Below are 23,110 nucleotides of genomic sequence, written 5' to 3' on the forward strand. Positions count from 1 at the left end.
GGGCGGAGTACTAGGCCGCTATACGATGGGGCCGTGAGATTTACATCTCTTTTACCAGGTCTCCCTGGCAACACATATAACTATACAGAGCTTCCCAGGAACAACCAAATCGAAAAGCAGTGAATTGAGTCACATATTTTACACCGAGTGCAAGACCCTCAGCACCGGCTCTTTTACAGCTGCACCAGGCGCCCCCCCCCCCCGCAGATAGACACAAAAATGCGCCCCGCACAGTGTACGGGGCGCATCCGCTCAAACTAGAGCAAGAAACTATGCCTTACGGCGGCGAAGCACCATCACAGCGGCACCGGCAATCAGCGCGAACGCACCGACAGCAGCCAGGCTCAGAACGTTCTGAGCACCGGTCTTAGCCAGCGAGCCCTTGCTCTGAGGCGCAGACTTGGTAGCCGAAGCGCTCACCTGAGCATCGGAGTTAGAGCCCTTAGGCTGGGAGTCAGACTTCACCGAAGAAGAGTTCTTCAGCGGCGCGGTCTTCGCGGTGGTTCCCAGCTGGTCGTTAGCTTCCTCAGCCTTCGGTTGCTCACCCTTGGGCTGATCAGCCGCCGGTTTCTCTGCAACTGCAGCAGATGCGGAGGGTGATGCCGAGGCGTTAGCGGGGAATGCCGGCTCGTCAGCCTCATCGCGGTTATCTGCGTTGCCGGCATCCTTCGCGTCGTTGACGATCAGCGAAACAGCCGAATCGTAATTGCGGTTGGTTGCCACGTCAGAACCAGCGGTGACGGTACCGAGCATGTAGCCCTGGCTGTACTGCATGGTGTTCGCGGGAACACGCAGGGTCGCGTCGAAGGAGTACTTGCCGGTGCGTGCGTTGTAGACGAACGCGCTCGCCGGAACGACGGTCGAGACCTTCTGAATGCTTGCCAGTTCGCTATCGGTCAGCTTGTCGAAACCCATCGACCATTCGCCTTCCTTGACCAGGAACAGGCGAATACCTTCAGCCGGGGGCTTCTCAAAGTCATAGCCGGACACATGGAAGGTATAGGGGCGAGTAATGTCGACAGTGCCCTCAGCGAAGTTCAGGGTGGGGTCAATCAGCACTGCGGTAGCCTGCTTCGGGTAGCCCTGGAAAGGAACCTTAGCGGGGTTAATGGTCGCGGTGGAGGTGAACTCGCCCTCGGAAACCTCAGCGTAGAACTTCACGATGGAGTTCGGAACCAGCTTCTGCTGCGAGGAGGGAACAGCCTTGCCGTTACGGTCAACGGTCGCCTTGGAGGTATAGGTGTCGGTCATGGAGCCGTCACCGGTCTTCGAGTTCAGCACGTAGGGTACCGCCGCGGTGGTGTTAGCAATGTCCTGCTTGTCCACTGCGATGACGGAGCCATCCTCGGTGACGGTCAGGTCGTTAGCCTTACCGCCGTTCATCTCAACCTCACCAATCACGCGGTCAGCCTTGGCGTCGAAGATGGCGATCTTGCCGGTACCGAAATCGGTCACGTACACCAGGTCGCGGTCCTCGTCGTTCTCCATGGACAGCGCCTGGGTGCCGAACTTAACGAACTTCTTGAACGCACCGGTGGTCAAATCGTAGACGGAGATACCGGAGTTCACGCCGTCCACGCCCTGCGAGGAGACGTAAATTTCGTTCTCGGAGTGGTCAATAGTGACGTCAGAGGGACGAACCTCAACGGAGGAATTCTCGCCCCGGGTCTGAATAACCTGCTCAGTCTTGAAGGTCTTGGTGTTGATGACGAAGACCTTGCCGCCGGTACGCTCGGGCACGTACAGCTTGTCGCCGTCAACGGTCATGTTCATACCGACGTAGCGGGTACCGCCGTTGGGGGCGCCCTCCAGCTGCAGCTTGGTGACCTCGAAGGTCTTCATGTCGATTGCGGACACATAGTAGCGGCCGGTCACGAACACCTTGCCGGAGTTGTGGTCCACCAGCACAGAGCGGGGGTGCTCAATCCAGTTCGGGTCGCTCTCAGCGATACCGTGGTTAGTCCAAATCTGTTCCATGGTGTTCTGGTCGAACACGGACAGGGAGTTATCGGTGGTGTTAGTAACCCACACGGTGCCGGACACGTCATCAACAGTGATGCCGTACGCGGAAATGTAGCCAAATTCGCCGTTCTTATCCAGCTCGAAGGGAAGCGCCGCCACTTCTTCAATCTGAAGAGTGTCTGCGTTGACACGAGCAATGGTGGAGGCGAGGTCGCCGCGGGCACCCACACCGACCATCCAGATCTTGTTGGTCGCCTTAGAGTATGCAACCTGGTACTGGCCGGGCAGACCCTGGGTAATCTGCGCGACGGACGCGGAGGTGTCAACAACGCGGCTCAGCGATGCGGTGGAAGGAGCCGATGCGCTGGGGGTCGCGGTCTGGTTTGCGGTGTTCGGTGCTGCGAAGGAGGCAGGAATCATGGCTGCGCCGGAGATTGCGAGCGCGAGGGAGCCGACGGCGAGCCCCTTCAGTGCTTTGCCCGAGGAGGGAGTGAGGTTCAATGTGTGTCCTTCAAATGTGTAACGGAAGTGCTCACATGCCGCATGCGAATGCTAACGAGACACCCGTGAATATGCGGTGACATATTCGACGGCACGAAAAGCAGAAATGCAGGTAACGCATAAATTTACCTACCTTCTAATCCTCAATGTTTTCCCAGGAAAATACAAGCAGCGACGTGGGCGTGTTTTGTGTTTTTGTGAGTGATCCCCTAATTCGCCTTCAGTATCACGTGAAGGTTGAGGCGCTTCCCCGGTTTTTCCTTGCTCTTGCGGGCAAAAACCCAGGTCGCGAGGGGTATTGTGATGCTTTTATATTTACACATTAATGTAAATGTTTAGGTGAGGCGCGCCAGCGACATTCACCACGGGCCACACATTTTTTAACATTCAAAACCTATATTTTTACAAGCAAGTGCACATATATAAATATGCTTTAAAACCACCCACCCAGCATTAGCCCAAGCGGGCACGCAAAAGGCGGGTACTCCCTCCCCCAGATTCAAAGAATCCGAAAGAGAAAATACCCGCCTTCTCACGCGTTACATCGAGCATTTACGCCCGAAAACTAAACGCTACGCTTATGCCTTGCGGCGGCGCATCACCAGAGCAGCACCCGCAACCAGAGCCACAGAAGCGAAAGCAACCAGCGGCATCACAGCGTTCGCACCAGTGTTCGCCAGAGCGCCACGCGAAGAGCCAGCCTGCGAGGAACCTGCGTCGCTCTTAGCTACCGAGGAGCCACTGCCCAAATTATCGGAGCCACCTGCAGAGGAGCCACCGTTCTTCACAGCCGAACCGGACTTATCAGCCTTCACAGCATCCGGAGCAGACTTGGAGTCCAGTGCACCGGTCTTAGCGTCAGACTTCGAATCAGACTGAGATGCCTGATCCTTGGAAGTCTGATCCTTAGCCTCTGCGGTGTTCTCAGACTTAGCGTCAGACTTCTTGTCCTCAGACTTAGCGTCCTCAGACTTCTTATCCTCAGGCTTCGGGTCTGCAGGCTTCGGGTCAGCCGGCTTCGACTCCTCAGCCTTCACACCGGTCACCGTCGGGTAACCCGCAAAGTCCAGCGAAGTCGGGGTGATACCCACCGGAGCTGCGCTCGCGTCGGTGTCCTTCACGCCAACCTTGAACTTCAGAATCGAGTTAGCCTTCAGCTGCTGAACCGATGCGGGAACGTCGTTACCCTGGCGATCCTTGGTGGGCAGGGTGGTGTACTCGCTGGCGGTGGTGATTTCGCCGGTGGTGCCGTTGAGCACGTAGGGCAGGGTCACCTTCTCGTCGCGGTCCTTCTTGTCAACAACCAGTACGGAGCCGTCCTTGAGCAGGGTCACGTCGTTCGCGGCTGCGCCGTTCATCTCAACCTCGCCGATGACCTCGTCAGCACGGCCGTCGAAGACAGCCACCTTGCCGGTACCGAAGTCGGTTACGTATACCAGGTCGCGGTCCTCATCGTGCTCCAGAGCGAGCGCCTGAGTGCCGAACTTGACGAACTTCTTGAATTCGCCGGTGGTCAGGTCGTACACGGAGATACCGGAGTTGACGCCCTTCACACCCTGAGAAGAAACGTAAATCTCATTCAGCGAGTGGTCCACAGCAACGTCGGAGGGGCGAACCTCAACGGTGGAATCCTCACCCTGAGTCTGGATGGTCTTCTCAACCTTGAAGGTCTTGGTGTCCACGACGAAGAGCTTGCCGCCGGTGCGCTCGGGCACGTACAGCTTGCCGCCGTCGAGGAACAGGTTCATGCTGATGTAGCGGGTGCCGCCGTCGGGTGCGCCTTCGAGCTGAATCTTCTCAACCTGCTTGGTCTTCAGATCGATAGCGGAGACGAAGAAGCGGCCGGTCACGAACGCCTTACCGGACTCGTGGTCAACCAAAACGGAGCGGGGGTGCTCAATCCAGTTCGGGTCGTCTTTCTTCACACCCTCGTTGGTCCAGATGAGCTTGAGGGTCTGCTGGTCGTACACTGCTACGGAGTTGTCGGTGGTGTTAGTAACCCACACGGTGCCGTCCACATCATCAACGGTCACGCCGTACGCGGAGGTGTAACCGTACTGGCCCTTGTCGTTCTTCTTCACGGGCAGCTCGGCGAAAGCCTCGGTCTGCAGGGTGTCTGCATCCACGCGTGCCAGGGAGGAGGCGAGGCCGCCGCGTGCACCCACGGTGGGCACGAACAGCTTGTGGTTCTTCTTGGAGTAGCCAACCTGGAACTGGCCGGGCAGACCCTGAATGATGTTCGCAACGCTACCGTTTGCATCCACGGTGCGGTGTGCCTCGGTGGAGGGGGTGGTAGAGTCGGTTGCCTTGGTCTTGGTGGCGGTTGCCGGGTAGCCCTGGAACTCGCGGGTTTCGGGGGTGACCTGCTTGATCTCGGAGTTGTCACCTGCGGTTGCGGTGACCTTGAACTTCAGGATGGAGTTCGCCTGAATCTCGGAGGTCTTGGCGGGAACCTCGTTGCCCTGCTTGTCCTTAGAAGGCTTGCTGGTGACCTGGCTGGAGGTACTGACGGTACCGGTGGTACCGTCGAGGACGTAGGGCACGGTTGCGGTTGCGCCAGCCTGCTTGTCCACAGCGATAACGGAGCCGTTGGGCAGTACGACCAGGTCGTTTGCCTTGCCGCCGTTCATGGCAACCTCGGCAATCAGCTTGTCCGCTGCGCCGCCGTCAATCACGCCCACCTTGCCGGTGCCGAAGTCGGTCACGTACACCAGGTCGTTGGCCTCATCGTTATCGAGCGAGAGCGCCTGGGTGCCGAAGGGGATGAACTTCTTGAACTCGTAGGTGGTCGCATCGTACACGGATACACCGGAGTTCGCGCCCTTCACGCCCTGGGAGGAGACGTAAATTTCGTTCTGCGAGTGGTCAATAGCCACGTCGGAGGGGCGAACCTCGCCGTCCTTATCGCCCTTCACAGAGATGGTCTTCTCGACCTTGAAGGTCTTGGTGTCGATCACGAAGAGTTTGCCGCCGGTGCGTTCGGGCACGTACAGCTTGCCGCCGTCCACCAGAATGTTCATGCTGATGTAGCGGGTACCGCCATCGGGTGCGCCCTCAAGCTGAATCTTCTCAACCTGCTTGGTCTTCAGATCGATAGCCGAGACAAAGAAGCGACCGGTCACGAAAGCCTTACCCGACTCGTGATCGACACGCACCTCGCGGGGGTGCTCAATCCAGTTCGGGTCGTCCTTGCTCAGACCCGCATTGGTCCACAGCTGCTTCATGGTCGCCTGATCGTACACGGCAACGGAGTTATCGCGGGTGCTGGTCACCCACACGGTACCTTCCTCGTCATCGACGGTGATACCGTACGCACCCTCGTAGGAGTAGCCCTTGTCGTTCTTGACGATGGGCAACTCGGCGACAGCCTCAATCTTCAGGGAGTTTGCGTCAATGCGAGCAATAGTGGAAACGTGCTCGTCGCGGTCAGCGGTGCCCGCAACCCAAATCTTGTTGGTCTTCTTGGAGTATGCGACCTGGAACTGGCCGGGCAGGCCCTGAGTGATCTTAGCCATCGCCTTATCGGTGATGGTGCGAGCGTCAGTGCTCTGGCTTGCCGCCGGGGTGGAGTCTGCCGCGAACGATGCGGGGATGGTGGCAACACCTGAAATTGCCAGTGCCAGCGATCCAACGGCGAGGCCCTTGAATGCCTTGCTCGAAGCGAGGTTCATATGTATGTCCTTTTTCGTGGGTGGTGTGTGGAGGTGCGTCTCTCCCCCGCCTACAGGGCAGTGAGGTACCGCGTTTTTCCTGCTCTCTGGTGTGGGTTTCGTGGGCCCACGAGGAAGGAAACTAGTCTTCACACAGTATTAAGTAAGGCAATCATTAATTTACCTTCTAGGTAATACTTACTTAGCGCACAGGATTTTGCAAGATTTCAGGTATATATGACGCAAAATTTCATATGACAGGCACAGCCTGTCACTAAAACTCCCCGAGAAGCGGCAATGTAGCAGCACGGCACGAGTCAGCACCCCGAAATAATGCGTCAAAACGGCACCCCAGCATAGTGCCTCGGCATAGCGCGCCGCAGGGCGCCACCCAAGGGGCACCGTAAAAGGGCATAGAGGAACCCCCGCCTCCAGCAAAAGCCAGAAGACGGGGGTTCCACGCACCCCAACGCACGGTACCTAGGTGACACGGTGCCAGGGGTGACTAAATATTAGGAGACATACGAGAAGTCAGTGAACAGCAGGTTCTGCAGCTTGTAGCGGCGAATGAAACGAGCCAGCTCCGCACGAGTAGTCGGCGCGGTCGGGTTGAACACACCCGAAGAATCCAGCACGATGTCGTTCGCGCCAGCCCACGCAACGTAACGGTGCAGAGTACCGGCACCGAGCACGTCGCGGAAACGAGAACCAACAGCCTCGTTCATTTCAGTCAGCTGAACCTCCGCGTTGTACTGGAACAGCACAGCCGCCAGTTGCTCGTGAGAAACCGGTGCGGTCGGGTCAATCTTGTCGCCACCAGTGAGCGGCTCGGTGATCTTGCGATCACGAGCCCAGTGCAACGCATTCGCGGTCGGGCGGCCTGCCGCATCCGCGAAGGGGGCAACCTCAGAGTTTTCGCTCACGCCAGCATGACCAGCAGCGTGGTTCAGCAGAGCAATAAGCTCCTCACGGGTCACAGGGCGGTCCGGCTCAAACGCGCCAGACTGCGGGTTCGGCATCAGCCACTTCTTCTGGTTCGCCATGCGGATATCCTCAGCGAACGGGTGGCTACCCGGAACATCCTCGAAAGAAGTCTTCAGGATCTTAGTCTCAGCCAAGGGAATACGCGCAGCAATCTGGTGGGTAACCTCCTGACCCCACGGGTCGGAGCAAATATCCAGCTGCAGGGCGTGATCAACACCCTCACCCTGCATCAGCTCGATGGGGAACTGGTCGCTACCGCTGAAGCTGTCAGCTTCACCGTCAAATTCGGGGGTGAGCGGCCAGGAGCGCAGAGTTTCGAAAGAGTCGTTACGAACGTAGCCGTGGCGTACGGTCAGAGTGGTGCCTTCGGTGAGGAATTCGCGCAGACCGTGTGCAGTGTAGTTGACGGTCATACCGGTTTCAGTGATGGTGGCACGCTGAATAACGAGGCGCGGGCCTTTAGTTTCCTCGGTTGCCGGGGCAAGGTTTGCGGGAGCTTCGTCAGCCTGAGCGGCCTGTGCCTGCAGGGTCAGTGCGCCTGCAGCGGCGGCGGCGGAAGCACCCTTTACGAAGAATCGTCGTGAGAGTCGATGGGTAAGCAAGGGCATGATTGTCCTATTCAGTTCTTGTTTGAGTTGAGTGAGTTACGGGTGGCAGGATGCGCGGACAGCGGCGTAAACGGTGAGTGAGGCCGATACGTTGGGTTCCCTCCCCTGTGTGCGTGAGTGAGACGCAGCATACCGGGGTGCGGGTGTCTGTCGGGCGGATGCGCGGTGAGTGAGACCGGCACGAGTTCCCTGACCCAGTCATCTAGCGTACCTTAAGGTTTCCTATAAAGCGAAGACGAACCGGCGGTGATTTTACGCCCATTTTCGATATCCAACGAAGTAGAGGCGATATCTGGCAAGGTTTGCCGGAAGTTGGTATGGGTTCTTGATGGGGTGATTTTGGGTTGTTCCACACCGAGGCGTTCCGAGGGGTGGATTATGTGGGTTTCTGAAGTTTTATGTGTGACACGCCGTTTCAAGCCCTTTTCAAAGAGTTATAGTTATTGGTACCCTATCACTGTTCCTATATCCTCAACAAAGGAGTTACCCATGGAGGCCAAGGAATTCTCATACGAGAAGGCTCTCCTCTTTTTTGCCAAGTCTAAGTACGCCGACCTTTTCGGCGTAGCACTGGTTATCGCCATCGCAGTCGCCTCAGGATACCTGAGCACCACCCTCGACAAATACGTCGACTGGGGCCCGATTACGCCCTTCATCCCCCTCGGTGTGATTTCCGTGATTAACGTGGGTATTTCAATGATGTCTACCCGCCTGACCGGCCGCCTCTCAAACATCGGCAACGTGCTCGGCATTATTAACACGGCGCTGTCTGGCGCGATTGACTACATTCTGGGCAACAAGGCAGCGATCATCACCTACCCGGTAACGTTCATCGTGTACACCTTCGCGATTCGTAGGTGGCAGAACTCCGAACGCGGCAAGGCGATGGAACCGCCGACCGGCGCGAAGGGTCAGCTGATTATTAGCGGTATTGTGGTGGGCTCGTTCGCGTTCTCCCTGGTCGCGAACTACATTGGCTACGGCGGCAAGACCTCGTTCCTGTTCTGGATCACGACCGTAGTGTTTGGCCTCTCCCTGTCAGCAAACATTCTGAACGCGCTCAAGCTCACGATGCAGTGGCAATTCTGGTTCCTGTACAACACAGTGCAGTGCGTGAAGGCGCTGACTCAGGGCAACTTTGCGAACGTCGGAAAGTATATCTTCTACATCATCAATAGCGTGGCGGCGCTCCTGCTGTGGACCCGAAGCGGCACCGCAGCCAAGGGCACCCTGGCGGTGGCGTAAGGGGCGGTTCCCTGGCGCACCAGCTACCGCATATCCACCCAGCGATATGTAGGCACTCATAATAGGTAGGGAGGGGCCCTCCGGCAATACGACCGGAGGGCCCCTCCTCTGCATTGTGCGGGCATATTTGCCCGCTTCGATAAGCGGCTAGGTTAACCCAGCGGAATCGCGCTACCCTTCAGAACCTGACGCTCAGGAGCCGAATCACTACCCACCTTCGCGATGGGGAAAGCAACAAACGCCTGAACGCCCTTCTCACGAAGAATCGCCTTCTCATCCGCCAGCTCGGACACGAAAATGTCAGAGCTCAAAGAGCCGCGTTCCATCGCCTTACCGAGTTCGTCAACCGCCCTACGGTAGGGGTGGCTGCGCAGCACAGTTCGCAGCCGGGCGGGCGTAACCCTTCCGGAGGATACCGGAAGCACCATGAGCCGCGGGTGCAAAGCGTTGTACGGGTACGCACCGGGGGTCACACCAATCCGGTGGATCTGGTGAATCACCGGGAAATTCGCAACACCCACCAGCGCACAGAAGGCGAGCGCGGTATCGGTCGGCTGCGGGACAGTAAAACCGGTTCCGGTTCGGGATTCCGGCTTATTATCCAGCGAGTCGTACAGGGTCTGCCCGGTAATGCCGCTGAGCGTCGCGGAAGGTTCCCAGGTGGCCAGGTCCGCGCACATCAGGCGCAGACGGTCCTTAACGAACTCCTGGCCCTTGTTGCGGGTCTTCATCTCCCAGCGGGATGCACCGTGGTCGGGGCGAGGAGCCTTGGCTTCAAAACGCCAGTAGGCAGGTTCGCCCAGGCCGGAGATCCAGAGCAGAGACAGTAGGTCGTCACGTTCCATCAGCGCATCCAGATGAGCCTGTCGGGTCTTCTGGTGAGAAGCCCAGTCGTCCGGGTACTTCTCCGCGTCGATTCCTCGAATACGCGGGGAGAACGGGGAGAAAACAGCAGCTTCCTTACCCGCACCGTAGGACTGGTCAACGTTCACCCAGCTACCATCAGCAGCCAGGGAAGAAACGTAGGAGTGCACGCACTCGGTAATTTCTTCTTCTGACACGCCTTCAGCATGCATCTGGGCGCGCGGCTGACCTTCCTGAGACCAACCGACAGTGACGGTTCCGGGGTGCTTCTGCTCAACCATCAGGGACAGCCCGTAGAGGGCAAAATGGGTCAATGCCGAGGTGTAGTCACCGGCAATAGTCAGCGTTGCCATTAGTGTCCCTCCCGTGAAATCTGGGCGTCTGCTGCGCGTTCAACAGCCTCAAGGTAGGCGGTAGCGTACGGGCCGTAGGTGCGGCTCGTCTGCTCCATGAGGTTATCCCAGTAGCCGACGTTGAAGAGTCGGGTTGCCTGTTCCTTGAGCGCTTCGTAGTCCGTTCCCTCGGGCTGGTAGCCTTCCTTGAGCAGGAAGCCTGCGTCGTGGTCGAAGGAGAACCGGCCGTGACCGTGACTGCAGCCAATGATGCGCAATACCAGGTCGCGGTGCTCCCCCATCTTTTCGGGCGAGGCCGCAACCATGAGTGCAGACAGCTGCTCGTGACGCCAGCCCCTCGGCAGGGCGCTACGACTACGGGCGCGGTACGCCTCTGCCACGGAACGGTGGCCGCTCTTTGCAAGCGCCTCGGCATCCGGGTCTGCACCTAGCATCTGCTGGAAGCGCAGGTCGCGTTTGCCCTCGTCGTGGTACTTTGCAGCCAGTTCCAGGGCCTCCGAGAATTCCGGTGCCAGGCCGAGGTTCTCGGCAAGCTGACGGGTACGCTCAGCAACATCGTTCTGGTGGTCGTCCAGAAGAACGGGGCCAGTCAGCGCCAGTTCCTGAGCGATATCGGAGCCTTCAATAGACTTTTTGTCGTCGGTCACGTCGGCGTACCAGGAAATAACTTCCTGACCGTCCTCAGCCTCGGTAGAAAGCTCAGAAGCAATCCTCTTCTGGCCGCCCGAAGCTTGGCTGTCAAGCAGTTCTGCTACCTCTTCGGGAGAGAGACCCAGATATTCCCTGAAGTCTTCCTCACGGTCCACGCACTTCTCGTACACGTAGAGCTTGATGCCCTCGGGGAAGGGCACAGCCTCCAGCTCGTCCTTCTTAGAAGGCAACTCACGCTGAGTCACAGCAATGTTTTGGTTCGTGAACGGAATACTCCCCGTATCAAGAATCAGAACGTCACCGGGAGCCAACGTCTGGTTGTTCTCTTCACCCTGGTCAGCATCCTGCCACAGGGAAATTTCACCCTGACGGTAAAGGAACTTACGCGGCTTCACGCCGTGCTCATCCTGGTGGTCCAGAATCTCCTTGAGAATCTTCAGATTCGCGGGGAAGGTTTCCTCGTCGCGCGGTGCGAAGTAGCCGGTCTTGAGAATCTCCATGGCGGCAGAAGTGTTGCTCGGCAGGTTATCGCGCACGATAACACCGCCCATCGCGGTTTCCGCCTCCAGGGAGTCGTGCAGCCACAGGTCAAGGTCCGGCTCGTCGTAGGGGTTCTCGTCGGTACGTGAGAATTCCAGCAGGTCAGACCATTCCGGTCGCTGGTAGAGCAGACGCTCCGGGGAGGACTGTACCGGCGGGTTCTTCACCATTGCAGCGGGGTTCACCGACGGGTTCTCAGCATCGTTGAGCGCTTCGAGCCAACCATACGCATTGCTAAGGTCGACCGCCTTGTAGGGAGGCGCGTCCTTCTTGACCGAGTCACCATTGGTAGGCCCAATAACGACGACCTTGGAATTCTTACGGCGGCCCAGACGGTTAACACGGCCGAAGCGCTGCGCCAAGGAGGAAGCCGGAGCCAGCTCGGTCACCAGGTCAGCAAAGTCAACGTCAATACCGACTTCAAGAGTCTGGGTGGCAACAACAACCTTCACGGACTCATCGCCTTCGGTAGTGAAGAGCTTGCTGTGCTTCTTCTGCAACTTTTTCAGGTCGTACGGGCGCATGCGTCCTACGAGAAGCTCAACCTCATCCTTTCCAAGCACCTTGTCCTTGGTGAGTTTCTCCTTGATGGAGATAGCCGTCCGCACATGGTTGACGATACAACCGACAGTGTGGGCTTCATCGGAGCCTTCACCCGCCTCACGGTGAGCAAGGAAATCCTTAATTGCGTCCACAGCAGCATTCACGGTCGCAGCGTTACCGGGCTTGCCATCCCACTTATCGATGGGGCGGAGCACCAGTTCCTTATGCGAGTGGACACGCTTGCGCAGCTCTTCATCATTCGGGCTGTCGAGAGCCTCAATGTCCACGCCCAGCGTGGTTGAATCGCTGTCCTCAGTGGAGGGGGTAGCGGTCGTCTCAACCACCTGCAGGGTAGGAACACCCAGGTTGGCCTCGCGCTTCTGCAGCTCGGCAATACGCTGAGTGGTGTGCAGCAGCTGACGGTTCATGTGTGCCTCATCGAGCACCATGACGGTGTCCATGGCCAGCAGAGCGGTCTCACGCGGGCGGGCAGCCTTGGTGCTGCCGTAGCCGCGGAAGAGCGCTCGCGAACCGTACATATCCGGGGTTGCGGCGATGATTGCGCAAGCCGAAATGTCGGTGACCGGCAGGTTGCGGTTCGAGAGTTCGCCACGGATGTGACCAGTCTCGAAGGGTTTGCTCCCCTTCTCGTCGTTGCGGGTCTGGAAGCTCTGGAGAGCTTCAGCAACCCTACGCAGAATATCGGGCTCACCGGATCCATCAGCGAGCGCGTCCTCCAGGCAGCCGAGAATCTTGTCGGCACGGGTTGCCTGGCTGTCGACCAGCGCGCGGCGTCCCACGGTCACGCAGAGGCGACGGGGAACGCGCGGCGCGGCGCCAACCGCGGCGAGCGCATTCGCGAAGAGATGGATATCAACCACGGAGGACTTGCCGGAGCCGGTCGGCGCGTTAATACGTTCCGGCCATACGCCGTGCTCGCAAATGTGGTCGAGCACTTCTTCCTGCCAGCTGAAGGGGTAGCGCTTTTGCTTTTCCTTGGGTGCTTCGTTAGGTGCGTTGTTACGTGCGGCATCAAGCGCAGCATCAAGCGCGGCAAAGAACTCACCGAACTCATCACGAGTAATAGAGGGCAGCTTGGTAGCGGGGCTAGTCATGCTTTTCCTCCTTCTTGCGGCGGTCGTATTCTTCGGTGGGCACGTCGAACGGAACCAGCAGGCCGCCGCCCATGTGGCGGGACTGGCCGATGGCTACGAGGGTCGTGTCCGTTGCCAGGTTGCCGAGGTCTACAACGCCGCGCCACGGCTCTGCGGGCAGAGTGCGGGGCAGCTTGTAGGCGTAGGCAGCGGGGTTCTGGGTTACACGGTGGGCTTCCAGAACCTTGGCTTCAGCCGTTTCCTCGACCTGGTCCCTCAAGCTGCGAATTCGTTCGCGTGAGGTTTCAGCATCGGGCGCTTCGAAGCTGTCACGCCACACGTAAGCCATGGAAAGCAGAGCGGTGTCAGCGAAGGTCCAGGCCTTCGTCTCTGCCTTCTTCGGGCGGTTGAACACACGCGATTCGGGCACGGCCGCGCTGAGGGTACGCCACAGACGCTTGTACCCGGTCTTGGGAGCATCCCAGAAACTTTGTGCGGGCAGGCGCTTCTGGCGAAGCTTCACGGTCAGTCGGGGGAAGTCCTGAGCGTAGAGGGTTTCTACACTCCTGAGTGCGATACCGAGTTCTACTGCTTCATCGGTCGGGGCGCTTGCCGGGACCAAGACGAGCAGGACTCCCTTAGACTTCACCTCACGACGCAGATAGTCGGGCAGGTAGCGGGCAGGCAGGTACTGCAGCGCCAGGCTGTTGGCCGGCTTGTGACCCTTGGGGTACCTGCCGGTGATGAGGCTGGGTGCGCCGAATCCTGCGGCAGCTACGAGAGCCTTGTGCAGCAGGGAGCTTGCCTTGACGTACTGTTCGGGCTTCAGCTCTTCACCGTCTACTTCGAGGAGCCACAAGTATTCCCATGGGCTGATGGAGGTTTCAGCCTCCACAGGCTGGTACTTGATGGATCCCAGGCCTGCGGTGGGTACCGGGGAGGGGCGCATCGTGTCGCTCGTAGCGGTCTTGTCGCCTGCCTTGGTGGGTACCTTGGCGGGGTACGCTTCTGCATGGGCACGCATGAGCGCGTTGATTCGACCGGGTACGGGCACACGGATGGGCATGCCGCCTGCTTCGAAGGGGCCCGATTTAGTGTCGATGGTGTGGGTGGGTTCCACGTCTCCGGTGTAGAGGGCGGTGAAGCTGCTGGCTTCTCCGAGGGAGGGTACTTCTCCGCAGAGCTGGGTGATGGTTTCCGCGATGTCTGCGGGTACCTTATCGTACTGCCAGCCGATGGTGTCGGATACTGCCCAGCCGTCGGATACGGCGCGACGTTCGGTCTGCCGCCCATCCTTGGTGGAACGTGCTACCTCGCGGTACATGAATCGGCTCATCTTGTTGGGTGAGCGGTACACGGGGCACATGTCGGGAAGCTGCAACCCAATCGGAGGGTTCTCCTCAAGCCATTTGAGAGCCTTGAGAGATTCTTCCGAAGGGGCAAGCTGCCCGTTTTCGATAATTGCGTGAGGTCCCTGCGCGGCCGCGCTGAGGAGCGCGGCCTGCAAGCGGGCAGGGTCGGGGAAGGCGTCGGGGCTTCCGTCTGCCTTGTGGCCCTGGTATACGCCGAGCGGGAACCTCGCGAGAATTCCGAGGTTCGTCATATTATTCAGCGTCCTCCGCGGTGGCGTTCTTGATGATGATGGGGTTGCCGTCAACGTTGAAAGTCTGGCCGTTCCAGTCAGCCACACCCACCTTCTTGGCGTTCTCGATAGCTTCGAGGAGAAGCTGGTCGGTGTGTTCAACGGTCAGGGGTGCGAAGGTCCTCTTCTCACCGAAACGCTGGTCGAGGGTGACAACGGGTGCGGAGGATTCAATCAGGTCGCAGTTAGCACGGATGTAGAGTTCACGCTCCGCACGGGCAATAGCATTGAGGCCGAGTGCGGCAAGGAGTGCACGGGCAGCAACGTTCTTGGTCTCGTCCTGACCGAAGCGCAGCTGGCGCAGGGTGGCGAGGCTCAGAACCCAGGAGCGAATGATACGGCGGCATGCAACGGCACCGGTTTCTTCGAGCGAGGGCGGGATGCTACCCAGGCCGAGAGTGGAAGCGGAGATGCGAGCATCAGCCTTGGCGGTCTTTACTTCCTTGCGGCGTGCGGCAACATTCTTGGCGCTCAGTTCAGCTTCCTGGTCATCGACGAGAGAGTTAAGTTCCTTGGCGCCAAGCTTTACGCTGGCGGCTACGGCGTCGACGCGGGCGCCGCCACGGCGTGCCTGTCGGTGTTCAGCGCCAGGATCCTGGTCTGCGAGGACGCCGATAATTTCACCGACGAGGGCGCTACGCAGGCGGACCTGGTTGCTCTTGCGGGTGGAGTCCCATGCGCCGAAGAGGAGCGCTGCAGGGGCGGTGTTGAGCAGTGCGCTCATGTCTGCGGGGGTGCAGTTGCGCAGTGCACGGTACTGGTCGTTTTCGGTGATGGGCTTACCGTCGACGTAACCGGCGCGGAAGTGGCCGTCGAAGACGCGGTGGGAGAGTTCCATGTCGGTGTATTCGACGGGGCCGTTTTCGGTCTGGTAGGTGACGACGGCGCGGGGAATCTTTACAGCCGCTTCGTCGCCGTACTGGCAGCCCTGTTCGATGGCGGCTTCTGCGCGATTGAGTTCGGACTGCTTGCTGTCGATGAGGACTACCTTCTGAGCGTCGTCCTCGATGTAGCGATTCTCGTAGGCGAAGACAGACTTGGAGCCGTCGACAAACTTGGCGGGTGCCACGGATGCGTGGGGGCCTGCTGCGGGTTCGAGTTCGGTGATGGAGGTGAGGACGGAGCCGCCGCCGAGCTCGACGTTTTCGAGGAGGTCGGCGAGGGTGATGGTGTTCTGGGACATGGTTGTCTCCTTATATGTTGGGTGCACGTTTGCTTCGATGCGTTGGACATGCACGTTTGCTTGTATAGCTCTAAGCTACATCGGTTTTCCGAATGGTGCGCGTGTTTTCGTCACGCTGCTGATTCGGCATGCCGCTTCCTTCTCCCCTGTGCTGTCACGCCCAGTATTTTGGGTAGTGACAGCACAGGTATGGAAGGTAGGCATATGGCCACACAAGCGGTCAGCATGCAGACAGATTGGGAGGCCCCTCCGTACTGCCGGTATACTGATTAGGTTATGTCTGCGGCAACAGGCATAACCGCCGCTTGATGCGGTAAATACTTATATAAACAAAAGCCGCCCGTTGCGCCTCGCGTAGCGGGCGGCTTTTATTTCTTGTGAGTAGCCGGAACATATCCTTCACCTCCAAGGTCGGGGCTAGAGCCACTTCGGCAGGTTGCTGAAGTAATCTCTAAACCGGTTGATGCCTCAACTCTAGCATTAAGTATTCAACTAAACAACCCTCACAACTCCCGCTAAATAACTTTGATATATAACTTTTTGGCCCTCCTGCATAAATCGTACTTGCAAGAGGGCCAAAATTCAGAGAAAGCTCCCGCAACAATGTCAGTTGCAGGAGAGGCGCCAGCGACCGAAACTTCCGCTATATAACGTTGATCCCTCAATGAAGGCTCAGACCGTGCGAGGCACGGCAGGAGATTTAAATTGGATAAACAGAAGAATGCCAAAGGTGTTAGGCGTTCTCCTATTATCGCTGTCTCTCCCCTGTGGTGCAATCGATTCTCTTCTCGGCTCATGGCTTCACCATAGCGCTGTTACAGATTACGCGCATCCGATTTGGTCATTTCAGACTCAGCTAGCTGGCAAGAGGAATCTGTAGCAGGTGACGCATCAGCCCATATTCATGTTTTAAAGAGAAGAGCCCCGTTCTAAAAACCAGAGTAGGTTCCAGAACGGGGCTACGTAACCCGCGTGAGACTTCCCGATTCGCGTTCAGAACCGCAACGAAGATCCTCACCCGAAGGCAGGGAAATTGTGCGACTGGAAACCCTGGCCTCGCTGCTTCACCCAGCCTCAATGAAAGTCCCCACCCAGAGGTGGAGAAATAGCTAGCTAAAAACTAGCATGTGATGGCGTAGCAGAGACTGCTATGGCATGAGATTCTCGCAGATTACGTATCCAAAGTGTACATCACGCAGTATCTGTGTCTACCGCAGCATCGTCACCCGAAGGCGGGGAAAGCGTCGTTCTGAACCTTGCCGGTACTCGCGACCTTGTTGCCTCAATGAAGGTCCCCGCCCGAAGGCGGGAAAATCTGCGCCGTCCACATCATCAGCAAGCTCACTGACCTTGCCTCAATGAAAGTCCCCGCCCGAAGGCCGGGAAATCTGTGTCGCGCTCATCCACAGGCGGCGCCGGTGTGCGCCTCAATGAAAGTCCCCACCCGAAGGCGGGGAAATCTTCGGGCATGGGGTCAATGATCCATACGTGCAGGATGCCTCAATGAAAGTCCCCGCCCGAAAGCGGAGAAATTTGCAGAGGTGGTCAGCCACATCAAAAGGATTCGCGCACCTCAATGAAGGTCCCCACCCGAAGGCGGAGAAATGGTTGCCCAGTTTACGCCGATTACTTCGGCTGGATTACCTCAATGAAAGTCCCCACCCAAAGGCGGGGAAATCCGGCAGGTTCCGGACCGTTGCACCTGCGACTGACGGCCCTCAATGAAAGTCCCCGACCGAAAGCGGGGAAATGTGGAGACGCTACGACCTGTCTCCGAAGCGCTGGGCAACCCTCAATGAAAGTCCCCGCCCTAATGCGGGGAAATTCTGTGGTTGGAGAACGTGCCCGGCGACGTGCGGCGCCCCTCAATGAAAGTCCTCGCCCTAATGCGGGGAAATTCGCAAGGCGCGGGGCATTACTCCTGCGCAGTGGCGGCACCTCAATGAAAGTCCCCGCCCGAAGGCGGAGAAATCGGCACCGTCGGTATCCTCAGCCAATGCCGAGATTTTGCCTCAATGAAAGTCCCCACCCGAAGACCGGGAAATGGATACTGCAACACCGAAGTGCAATCCTGCGTGTCGCCTCAATGAAAGTCTCCGCCCGAAGGCGGAGAAATGCCGGAACATTGCCCAGCGGCTCAGCGGTTTTATCGCCTCAATGAAAGCCCCTCCACCAGGAGAGAGCATCTCATAATATGCACCTGACTTATTGAATGTATGAGTCCTCAATGAAAGTCCCCGCCCGAAGGCGGGGAAATCACGGAGCGCGCGCCAGAGCTCATCAAGAACAACAAAGCCTCAATGAAAGTCCCCGCCCGAAGGCGGGGAAATCTCCAGGGACTGCCTTTTTCTCCAAAGTCTCTTTGCCTCAATGAAAATCCCCGCCCGAAGGCGGGGAAATGGTCGTAGAATTCCTGGCTGAGGACGACAACGGAGCGGCCTCAATGAAAGGCCCCGTCCAAAGGCGGGGAAATCCGCCGACACCGAGGTAGACTCCCCGGCACTTGGCTAGCCTCAATGAAAGTCCCCGCCCGAAAGCGGGGAAATGCTGGAGGCGATGGACGGCATAGCCGACCTGCTGGAGCCTCAATGAAAGTCCCCGCTTGAAAGCAGGGAAATGCGTGAAAATCATGTTAACCACGCAGAAGAAAGGGCCTCAATGAAAGTCCCCACCCAAAGGCGGGGAAATTGCCGGTCCAGTGGAAGAAGCGGCCGCGGTCGACGTTGCCTCAATGAAAGTCCCCGACCGAAAGCGGGGAAATGGTGCGTCCCGCATCGATGGCTCGGCTAGCAGTGTTGCCTCAATGAAAGTCCCCGCCCGAAGGCGGAGAACTCCGTCTTGTCATGCACACGATGAAAGGCGAATGGGGGCCTCAATGAAAGTTCCCACCCGAAGGTGGAAAAATCCTGCGTCAATGGCGTCTTGGCAACCGTGCTCGCCTGGCCTCAATGAAAGTCCCCGCCCGAATGCAGGAAAATAAAAGTATACCCAAGCAGCCGTTTAAGCATTCAAACACTATTGACAAGCCAAAACATCACGCGAGCGACACGCCAAGATTACACATCACGTGCCAGGTTCTCGCGGAGACAGACAAAGCCTCCAAAGGTCATTATCCCCACCTCCACTACCAGTCCGCAATCGAACTCGTCATTCCTCCGCTCCCCCGCCGCGCGTCGCTAGCGAATGAGCAGCACGCGGCTAGAGAATGAGCGCATCCGATTCGGTCACCTCACGCGCTCGGCCAATGTAGCTGAAGGTCGGCTCGTCAAGCCGGGCCAGCAGCCCCAGGTCGCAGAAGAGCACTGAGTCCTCGTCTGGATCGATGAGTTCCTGAACTTCATCTTTGATGCGTCGCACCTTGGCGGGGGCCGCATCCACAATAAAGACGCTGTACTGAATACGGTCCCCGTAGCTGAGAATGAGCTTGGCCAGCTTGGCGCGCCGCCGGTCGCTGGGCACGTCGTAAGCGATAAGTGTTCGTCGGGCGTCGTCACGCATTATCGTACGGTCACCCCCGTGTACTCGCGAGTGGTTCCGTTGATAACGCCCAGGAGCATGCGGGCCTGCACTTCAACAGCACGGCGCCACGTCACCGAATACCCGTAGGTGGGGTGGGTAATCTCCGTGGCCATTCGCTTCTCGAACGCGGCAATGACGGTTTTTCGCCCTTCGGGTGTGAGCCGGTAGCTACCACCGACCACCGTGAAGTGTGCCGCTTTAACCTGCTTCCTATTAATAAGAGACACCACCACAGAGTCCGCGATGACGGCACGGAACTCTTCCATAAGGTCAAGCGCGAGCGCAGGCTTATTGCGAGAGCTGCTGTGCAGGAACCCGGCATGAGGGTCGAGCCCGCACGTGAGAATCCCACGAATACATTCTGAGCTGAGCAGCCCGTAGGCGTAGTTCAGCAGAATGTTGATGGGGTCGTTGGCGCCTCTCCCCTGCCGCCCGGTCCAGGTCCAGCCGAGTTCGGTGAGCACGTCTTCTTTGAGCATGGTCGCGAAGTTGCCGAAGTAGAGCGAGGCGGCTTCACCTTCGATGCCGAGCAGTTCCGGGATTGAGGTAGCTTGCGGCGTGTGCTTCTGAATGTCTCGCATGGTGCGGCATGCGTCTGTGGCGTGGCCATTGCGGCGCAGCAGGGTCGCTTGGTTTGAGATTTTGCTGGCAATCATGGAGGCCGCTATAGGCAGGTGCCCCTGTGCTGAGAGGACATGCTGTTGCACGCGGGCCAGTCCATTGGGTCCGGTGCTGGGTTGCGACCAGCCGTAGACTCGGCCGGTGCTGGAGCACCAGATGATGGTACAGTTACGCCACATGAGTTCCCGCAGGAGCGCGGAGGAAACGTCGATGTTTCCGTGGACAACGAGGCTGTGCACACGTTCGAGGGGTACGCTGCTGATTGTTTCACCGAGGTGTTGCACGATGAGGCGTCCTTGCTGGACGGTCGCTCTTGATCCTTGCGTGGTGAGGTGCGCTACTTGGCTGTCGGGGTTGCTGGCGACGACGCGTGTAATGTTTTCTTTTCCGTGGGATTCGTCGGGTAGACACACGGAGATATGGGAGCACCAGCTGCAGCGGGGTGAGTCTTCGAGGGGTTGCGGTGCTGTCGGGTTGTCGATGAGTGCGCGGGTAGTGTGTACGTATTCTTCTGCGGTGCGGATGTCTTCATCTGAGATATCGACGGGCACGGTTTTGTTGTGGTTGGTGAAGTGCACCGCGCATTCACTGACGGTTTCGCCGGCTTCTTCGAGGCAGATTTTCTGAAGGGCAAGCTGCACCCTGTGGGCGGGCGTGACGGATGCGTTGCGGCGTACGGGTGTTGCTTTGTATTCGATGATGCGGGTAGAACCGTCTTCTTGGGGTTCGATGGCGTCGCATCGTCCGGTGAGTCCGAGACGTGTTGATGAGATGGTGACTGCGCGCTGTTGTGTGCCGCGGGATGTTTTGGGGTCGTCGACTCGTTTGTGGGCGGATTGCCCTTCTTGCATTTGTGAGGTGTCGGTCTTTTCGCCATTGGATTCGATCCATGCGCGGCGGGGGCAGTACACGGTGTGCATGACGAGTGAAATAGGAAGTTCGTCGCCTGCACTGTAAGGGGTAGACATCGGTGTCTCCTTGCGTGAGTGAATATGCCAAGCAGTCTACTTTGTCTGCTTGATTTTGAGGTTAGCACTGCGACGGAGTGTTTTGGCTTATCAGCGAGTTTATGACGCAGGGTCGGCGTGTTGAGTTTTCTGCATGGATGTGTGGAGGAGGCGGGTAGCAGCTGGCGGGCGGGGTTTGCGGTTGGTATTTTGGCTTGACTGCTTCCTGCTCAGCCAAAAAGGAAAAGCTCCGTTCCTGGACTGTGGTGGGTCCAGGAATGGAGCAGGAATAGGTTAGGGAAAGTCCCTACGAAACCGTAGGGAAGGTTGAGGTGTTTCCTGCGCAAGCAGGGATGAGCCCGTCTCAATGCCTCAATGAAAGCCCTTCCAAAAAGGAAGGGAAATGGTGATGACCTTATCTGCGGGTGTGCGGCTAGGGCGCCTCAATGAAAGCCCTTCCCAAGAGGAAGGGAAATTCAAACAGGTGCGAGGCGCCGCCACCGGGAATCATGCCTCAATGAAAGCCCTACCCAAAAGGAAGGGAAATAATCCTCAGCAACTTCTGGGAAGGCGTCGTCGGCTCGCCTCAATGAAACCCCCTCCAAATAGGAAGGAAAATAAGCGCGTTCACGGCGGAGCACCAGTAGGTCGTCGATGCCTCAATGAAAGCCCTGCCCAAAAGGAAAGGAAATTCCACTGCCCTGATTCATCCTGGAGGGTGGTCAGCTCGCCTCAATGAAAGCCCTCCCGAAAAGAAAGGAAAATCGCATAGCCCGCACATAGAGTTGCCTCCGGCTTCTGAATGCCTCAATGAAAGCCCTTCCCAGAAGGAAGGGAAATATTTTTTCGGCTAAATATCCTCAGTCTCCACAACCTCGCCTCAATGAAAGCCCTTCCCAAAAGGAAGGGAAATACCATTCTCGTTCTTTCCTGGACTCTTTCCAGGGTTGGCTTCAATGAAAGTCTCCACTAGAAAGCAAAGATATCGGCATGGAAGCCGTCGATACGGGACGCGGGATAGCCTCAATGAAAGTCTACACTTCAAGCTGCAGAACAAACGGTCCTATGGTCATCCGGGGCACTCACAACAGCCTTCCTTCTTGAAAGTCTCTCCAAAGAGGAAGGGAAATACTTCGTGCTAGAGCACGGCTACAGCCAGGATGTTGCCTCAATGAAAGTCCCTACGAAAAAGTAGGGAAATCTCATTTTGTGCACCTGATTCATTGGATGCATGAGGCCTCAATGAAAGTCCTTCCAAAAAAGGAAGGGAAACTGCCGCCATTATCGCCTGCCTCCCGCTCTGCCTTGGTACCTCAATGAAAGTCCCTCCAAAAAAGGAAGGGAAATCTACAGAACCGTCAGGGTTGATGGCGCCGTCGCCGCCTCAATGAAAGCCCCTCTATAAAGGAAGGGAAATGCCTGCACGACTGGCATCAGAGCCACAGCAACCTGAGCCTCAATGAAACCCCTCCAAAAAGGAAGGGAAATTCAACCGGAGTGCCCTCAACGACCAGGTTGTACTCACCTCAATGAAAGCCCTTCCCAAAAGGAAGGGAAATGTCTTTGTGACCGTGGATATAGAACGACTTGCCATAGCCTCAATGAAAGTCCCCACCCGAAGGCAGAGAAATAGCTGTGGTACTCCCCCGGTCAGAACGCGGCATGGCCTCAATGAAAGCCCTCCCAAAAAGGAAGGGAAATACGTTTGGCGATGGACCGCCCGGCAGTGTTCGATAGCCTCAATGAAAGTCTACATCTCAAGCTGTAGAACAAGCAGTCTATCAGTCATCCTGGGCCATCACAACAGCTTGTCTTATTGAAAGCCCCTCCAAAAAGGAAGGGAAATCTCTACGCGCCGTAGAATGGTTGCCGGAACATGCGCGCCTCAATGAAAGTCCTTCCCAAAAGGAAGGGAAATCTGCACACATTCGCTGCTTCATCCAGCATTGCCACCATCGGCCTCAATGAAAGCCCATACAAAATGTAGGGAAATGTCGTTAGAAGCGACAACACGCAGGCCGCCCTTGCGACCTCAATAAAAACCCCTCCAAGCCTGTGAGGAAATGACTTCGTTCTAGACTCATGCAGGGCGTTCACCAGCCCCCAATGATAGTCCCTACAAAACTGCAGGGAAATGTGGGTGGTGTCGGTTTTTATGGTGGTTTTGGCATGCCTCAATGAAAGCCCTTCCAAAAAGGAAGGG

The 23,110-nt window shown here is 57.6% G+C and carries 11 protein-coding genes and 1 CRISPR repeat array; of the genes, 1 reads left to right on the forward strand and 10 read right to left on the reverse strand.

Going from position 1 to position 23,110, the window contains the following annotated elements; translation table 11 throughout:
- Positions 1 to 270 precede the first annotated feature (270 nt).
- The 3 genes from HMPREF2528_RS06005 to HMPREF2528_RS06015 all read right to left on the reverse strand — a co-directional run bounded on the left by HMPREF2528_RS06005 (position 271) and on the right by HMPREF2528_RS06015 (position 7,705).
- Entirely contained in the window at positions 271 to 2,463 is a 2,193-nt protein-coding gene (locus HMPREF2528_RS06005) for an LPXTG cell wall anchor domain-containing protein (RefSeq protein WP_070543173.1), read from the reverse strand.
- 578 nt (positions 2,464 to 3,041) lie between these two features.
- The gene (locus tag HMPREF2528_RS06010) at positions 3,042 to 6,134 is read right to left on the reverse strand and encodes a DUF5074 domain-containing protein (RefSeq protein WP_070543177.1); all 3,093 of its coding nucleotides are present in this window, start codon (positions 6,132 to 6,134) and stop codon (positions 3,042 to 3,044) included.
- Positions 6,135 to 6,625: 491 nt separating this feature from the next.
- Positions 6,626 to 7,705 (reverse strand): S-layer homology domain-containing protein, encoded by a 1,080-nt coding sequence (locus HMPREF2528_RS06015; protein WP_070543181.1) that lies wholly within the window; start codon positions 7,703 to 7,705, stop codon positions 6,626 to 6,628.
- Between the two features lie 489 nt (positions 7,706 to 8,194).
- Between HMPREF2528_RS06015 and HMPREF2528_RS06020 the strand changes: the two genes are divergently transcribed.
- Positions 8,195 to 8,950, forward strand: coding sequence for a nicotinamide mononucleotide transporter (locus HMPREF2528_RS06020; RefSeq protein ID WP_070543184.1), 756 nt, complete (start codon positions 8,195 to 8,197; stop codon positions 8,948 to 8,950).
- A 152-nt stretch (positions 8,951 to 9,102) separates the two neighbouring features.
- On the opposite strand, the gene HMPREF2528_RS06025 is transcribed toward HMPREF2528_RS06020, so the two are convergent.
- The 7 genes from HMPREF2528_RS06025 to HMPREF2528_RS09205 all read right to left on the reverse strand — a co-directional run.
- Complete coding sequence (locus HMPREF2528_RS06025) at positions 9,103 to 10,167, reverse strand: aldehyde dehydrogenase (protein WP_049341430.1); 1,065 nt, start codon at positions 10,165 to 10,167, stop codon at positions 9,103 to 9,105.
- On the reverse strand, positions 10,167 to 13,016 hold the full coding sequence (gene cas3u / locus HMPREF2528_RS06030; RefSeq protein ID WP_070543187.1) for a type I-G CRISPR-associated helicase/endonuclease Cas3g: 2,850 nt from the start codon (positions 13,014 to 13,016) through the stop codon (positions 10,167 to 10,169). The genes HMPREF2528_RS06025 and cas3u overlap by 1 nt, the downstream gene beginning before the upstream one ends.
- Complete coding sequence (gene csb2 / locus HMPREF2528_RS06035) at positions 13,009 to 14,598, reverse strand: type I-G CRISPR-associated protein Csb2 (RefSeq protein ID WP_070543191.1); 1,590 nt, start codon at positions 14,596 to 14,598, stop codon at positions 13,009 to 13,011. The genes cas3u and csb2 overlap by 8 nt, the downstream gene beginning before the upstream one ends.
- A gap of 1 nt (position 14,599) precedes the next feature.
- Positions 14,600 to 15,820: a type I-G CRISPR-associated RAMP protein Csb1/Cas7g gene (cas7u, locus tag HMPREF2528_RS06040; RefSeq protein ID WP_070543195.1), complete on the reverse strand. Its 1,221-nt coding sequence runs from the start codon at positions 15,818 to 15,820 to the stop codon at positions 14,600 to 14,602.
- A gap of 1,280 nt (positions 15,821 to 17,100) precedes the next feature.
- Positions 17,101 to 18,787: direct repeats of the CRISPR family, unit length 18 nt; unit sequence GCCTCAATGAAAGTCCCC.
- Between the two features lie 231 nt (positions 18,788 to 19,018).
- The gene (gene cas2, locus HMPREF2528_RS06045; protein ID WP_044141701.1) at positions 19,019 to 19,318 is read right to left on the reverse strand and encodes a CRISPR-associated endonuclease Cas2; all 300 of its coding nucleotides are present in this window, start codon (positions 19,316 to 19,318) and stop codon (positions 19,019 to 19,021) included.
- On the reverse strand, positions 19,318 to 20,928 hold the full coding sequence (locus HMPREF2528_RS06050) for a CRISPR-associated endonuclease Cas4/Cas1 (protein WP_070543198.1): 1,611 nt from the start codon (positions 20,926 to 20,928) through the stop codon (positions 19,318 to 19,320). Before HMPREF2528_RS06050 ends, cas2 begins: the two co-directional genes overlap by 1 nt.
- A 1,827-nt stretch (positions 20,929 to 22,755) precedes the next feature.
- The coding region (locus HMPREF2528_RS09205; protein ID WP_210397100.1) for a hypothetical protein at positions 22,756 to 23,110 on the reverse strand (355 nt) is incomplete at its 5' end.

It is taken from the genome of Rothia sp. HMSC078H08, assembly GCF_001808955.1.
In the GTDB taxonomy this organism is placed as follows: domain Bacteria; phylum Actinomycetota; class Actinomycetes; order Actinomycetales; family Micrococcaceae; genus Rothia.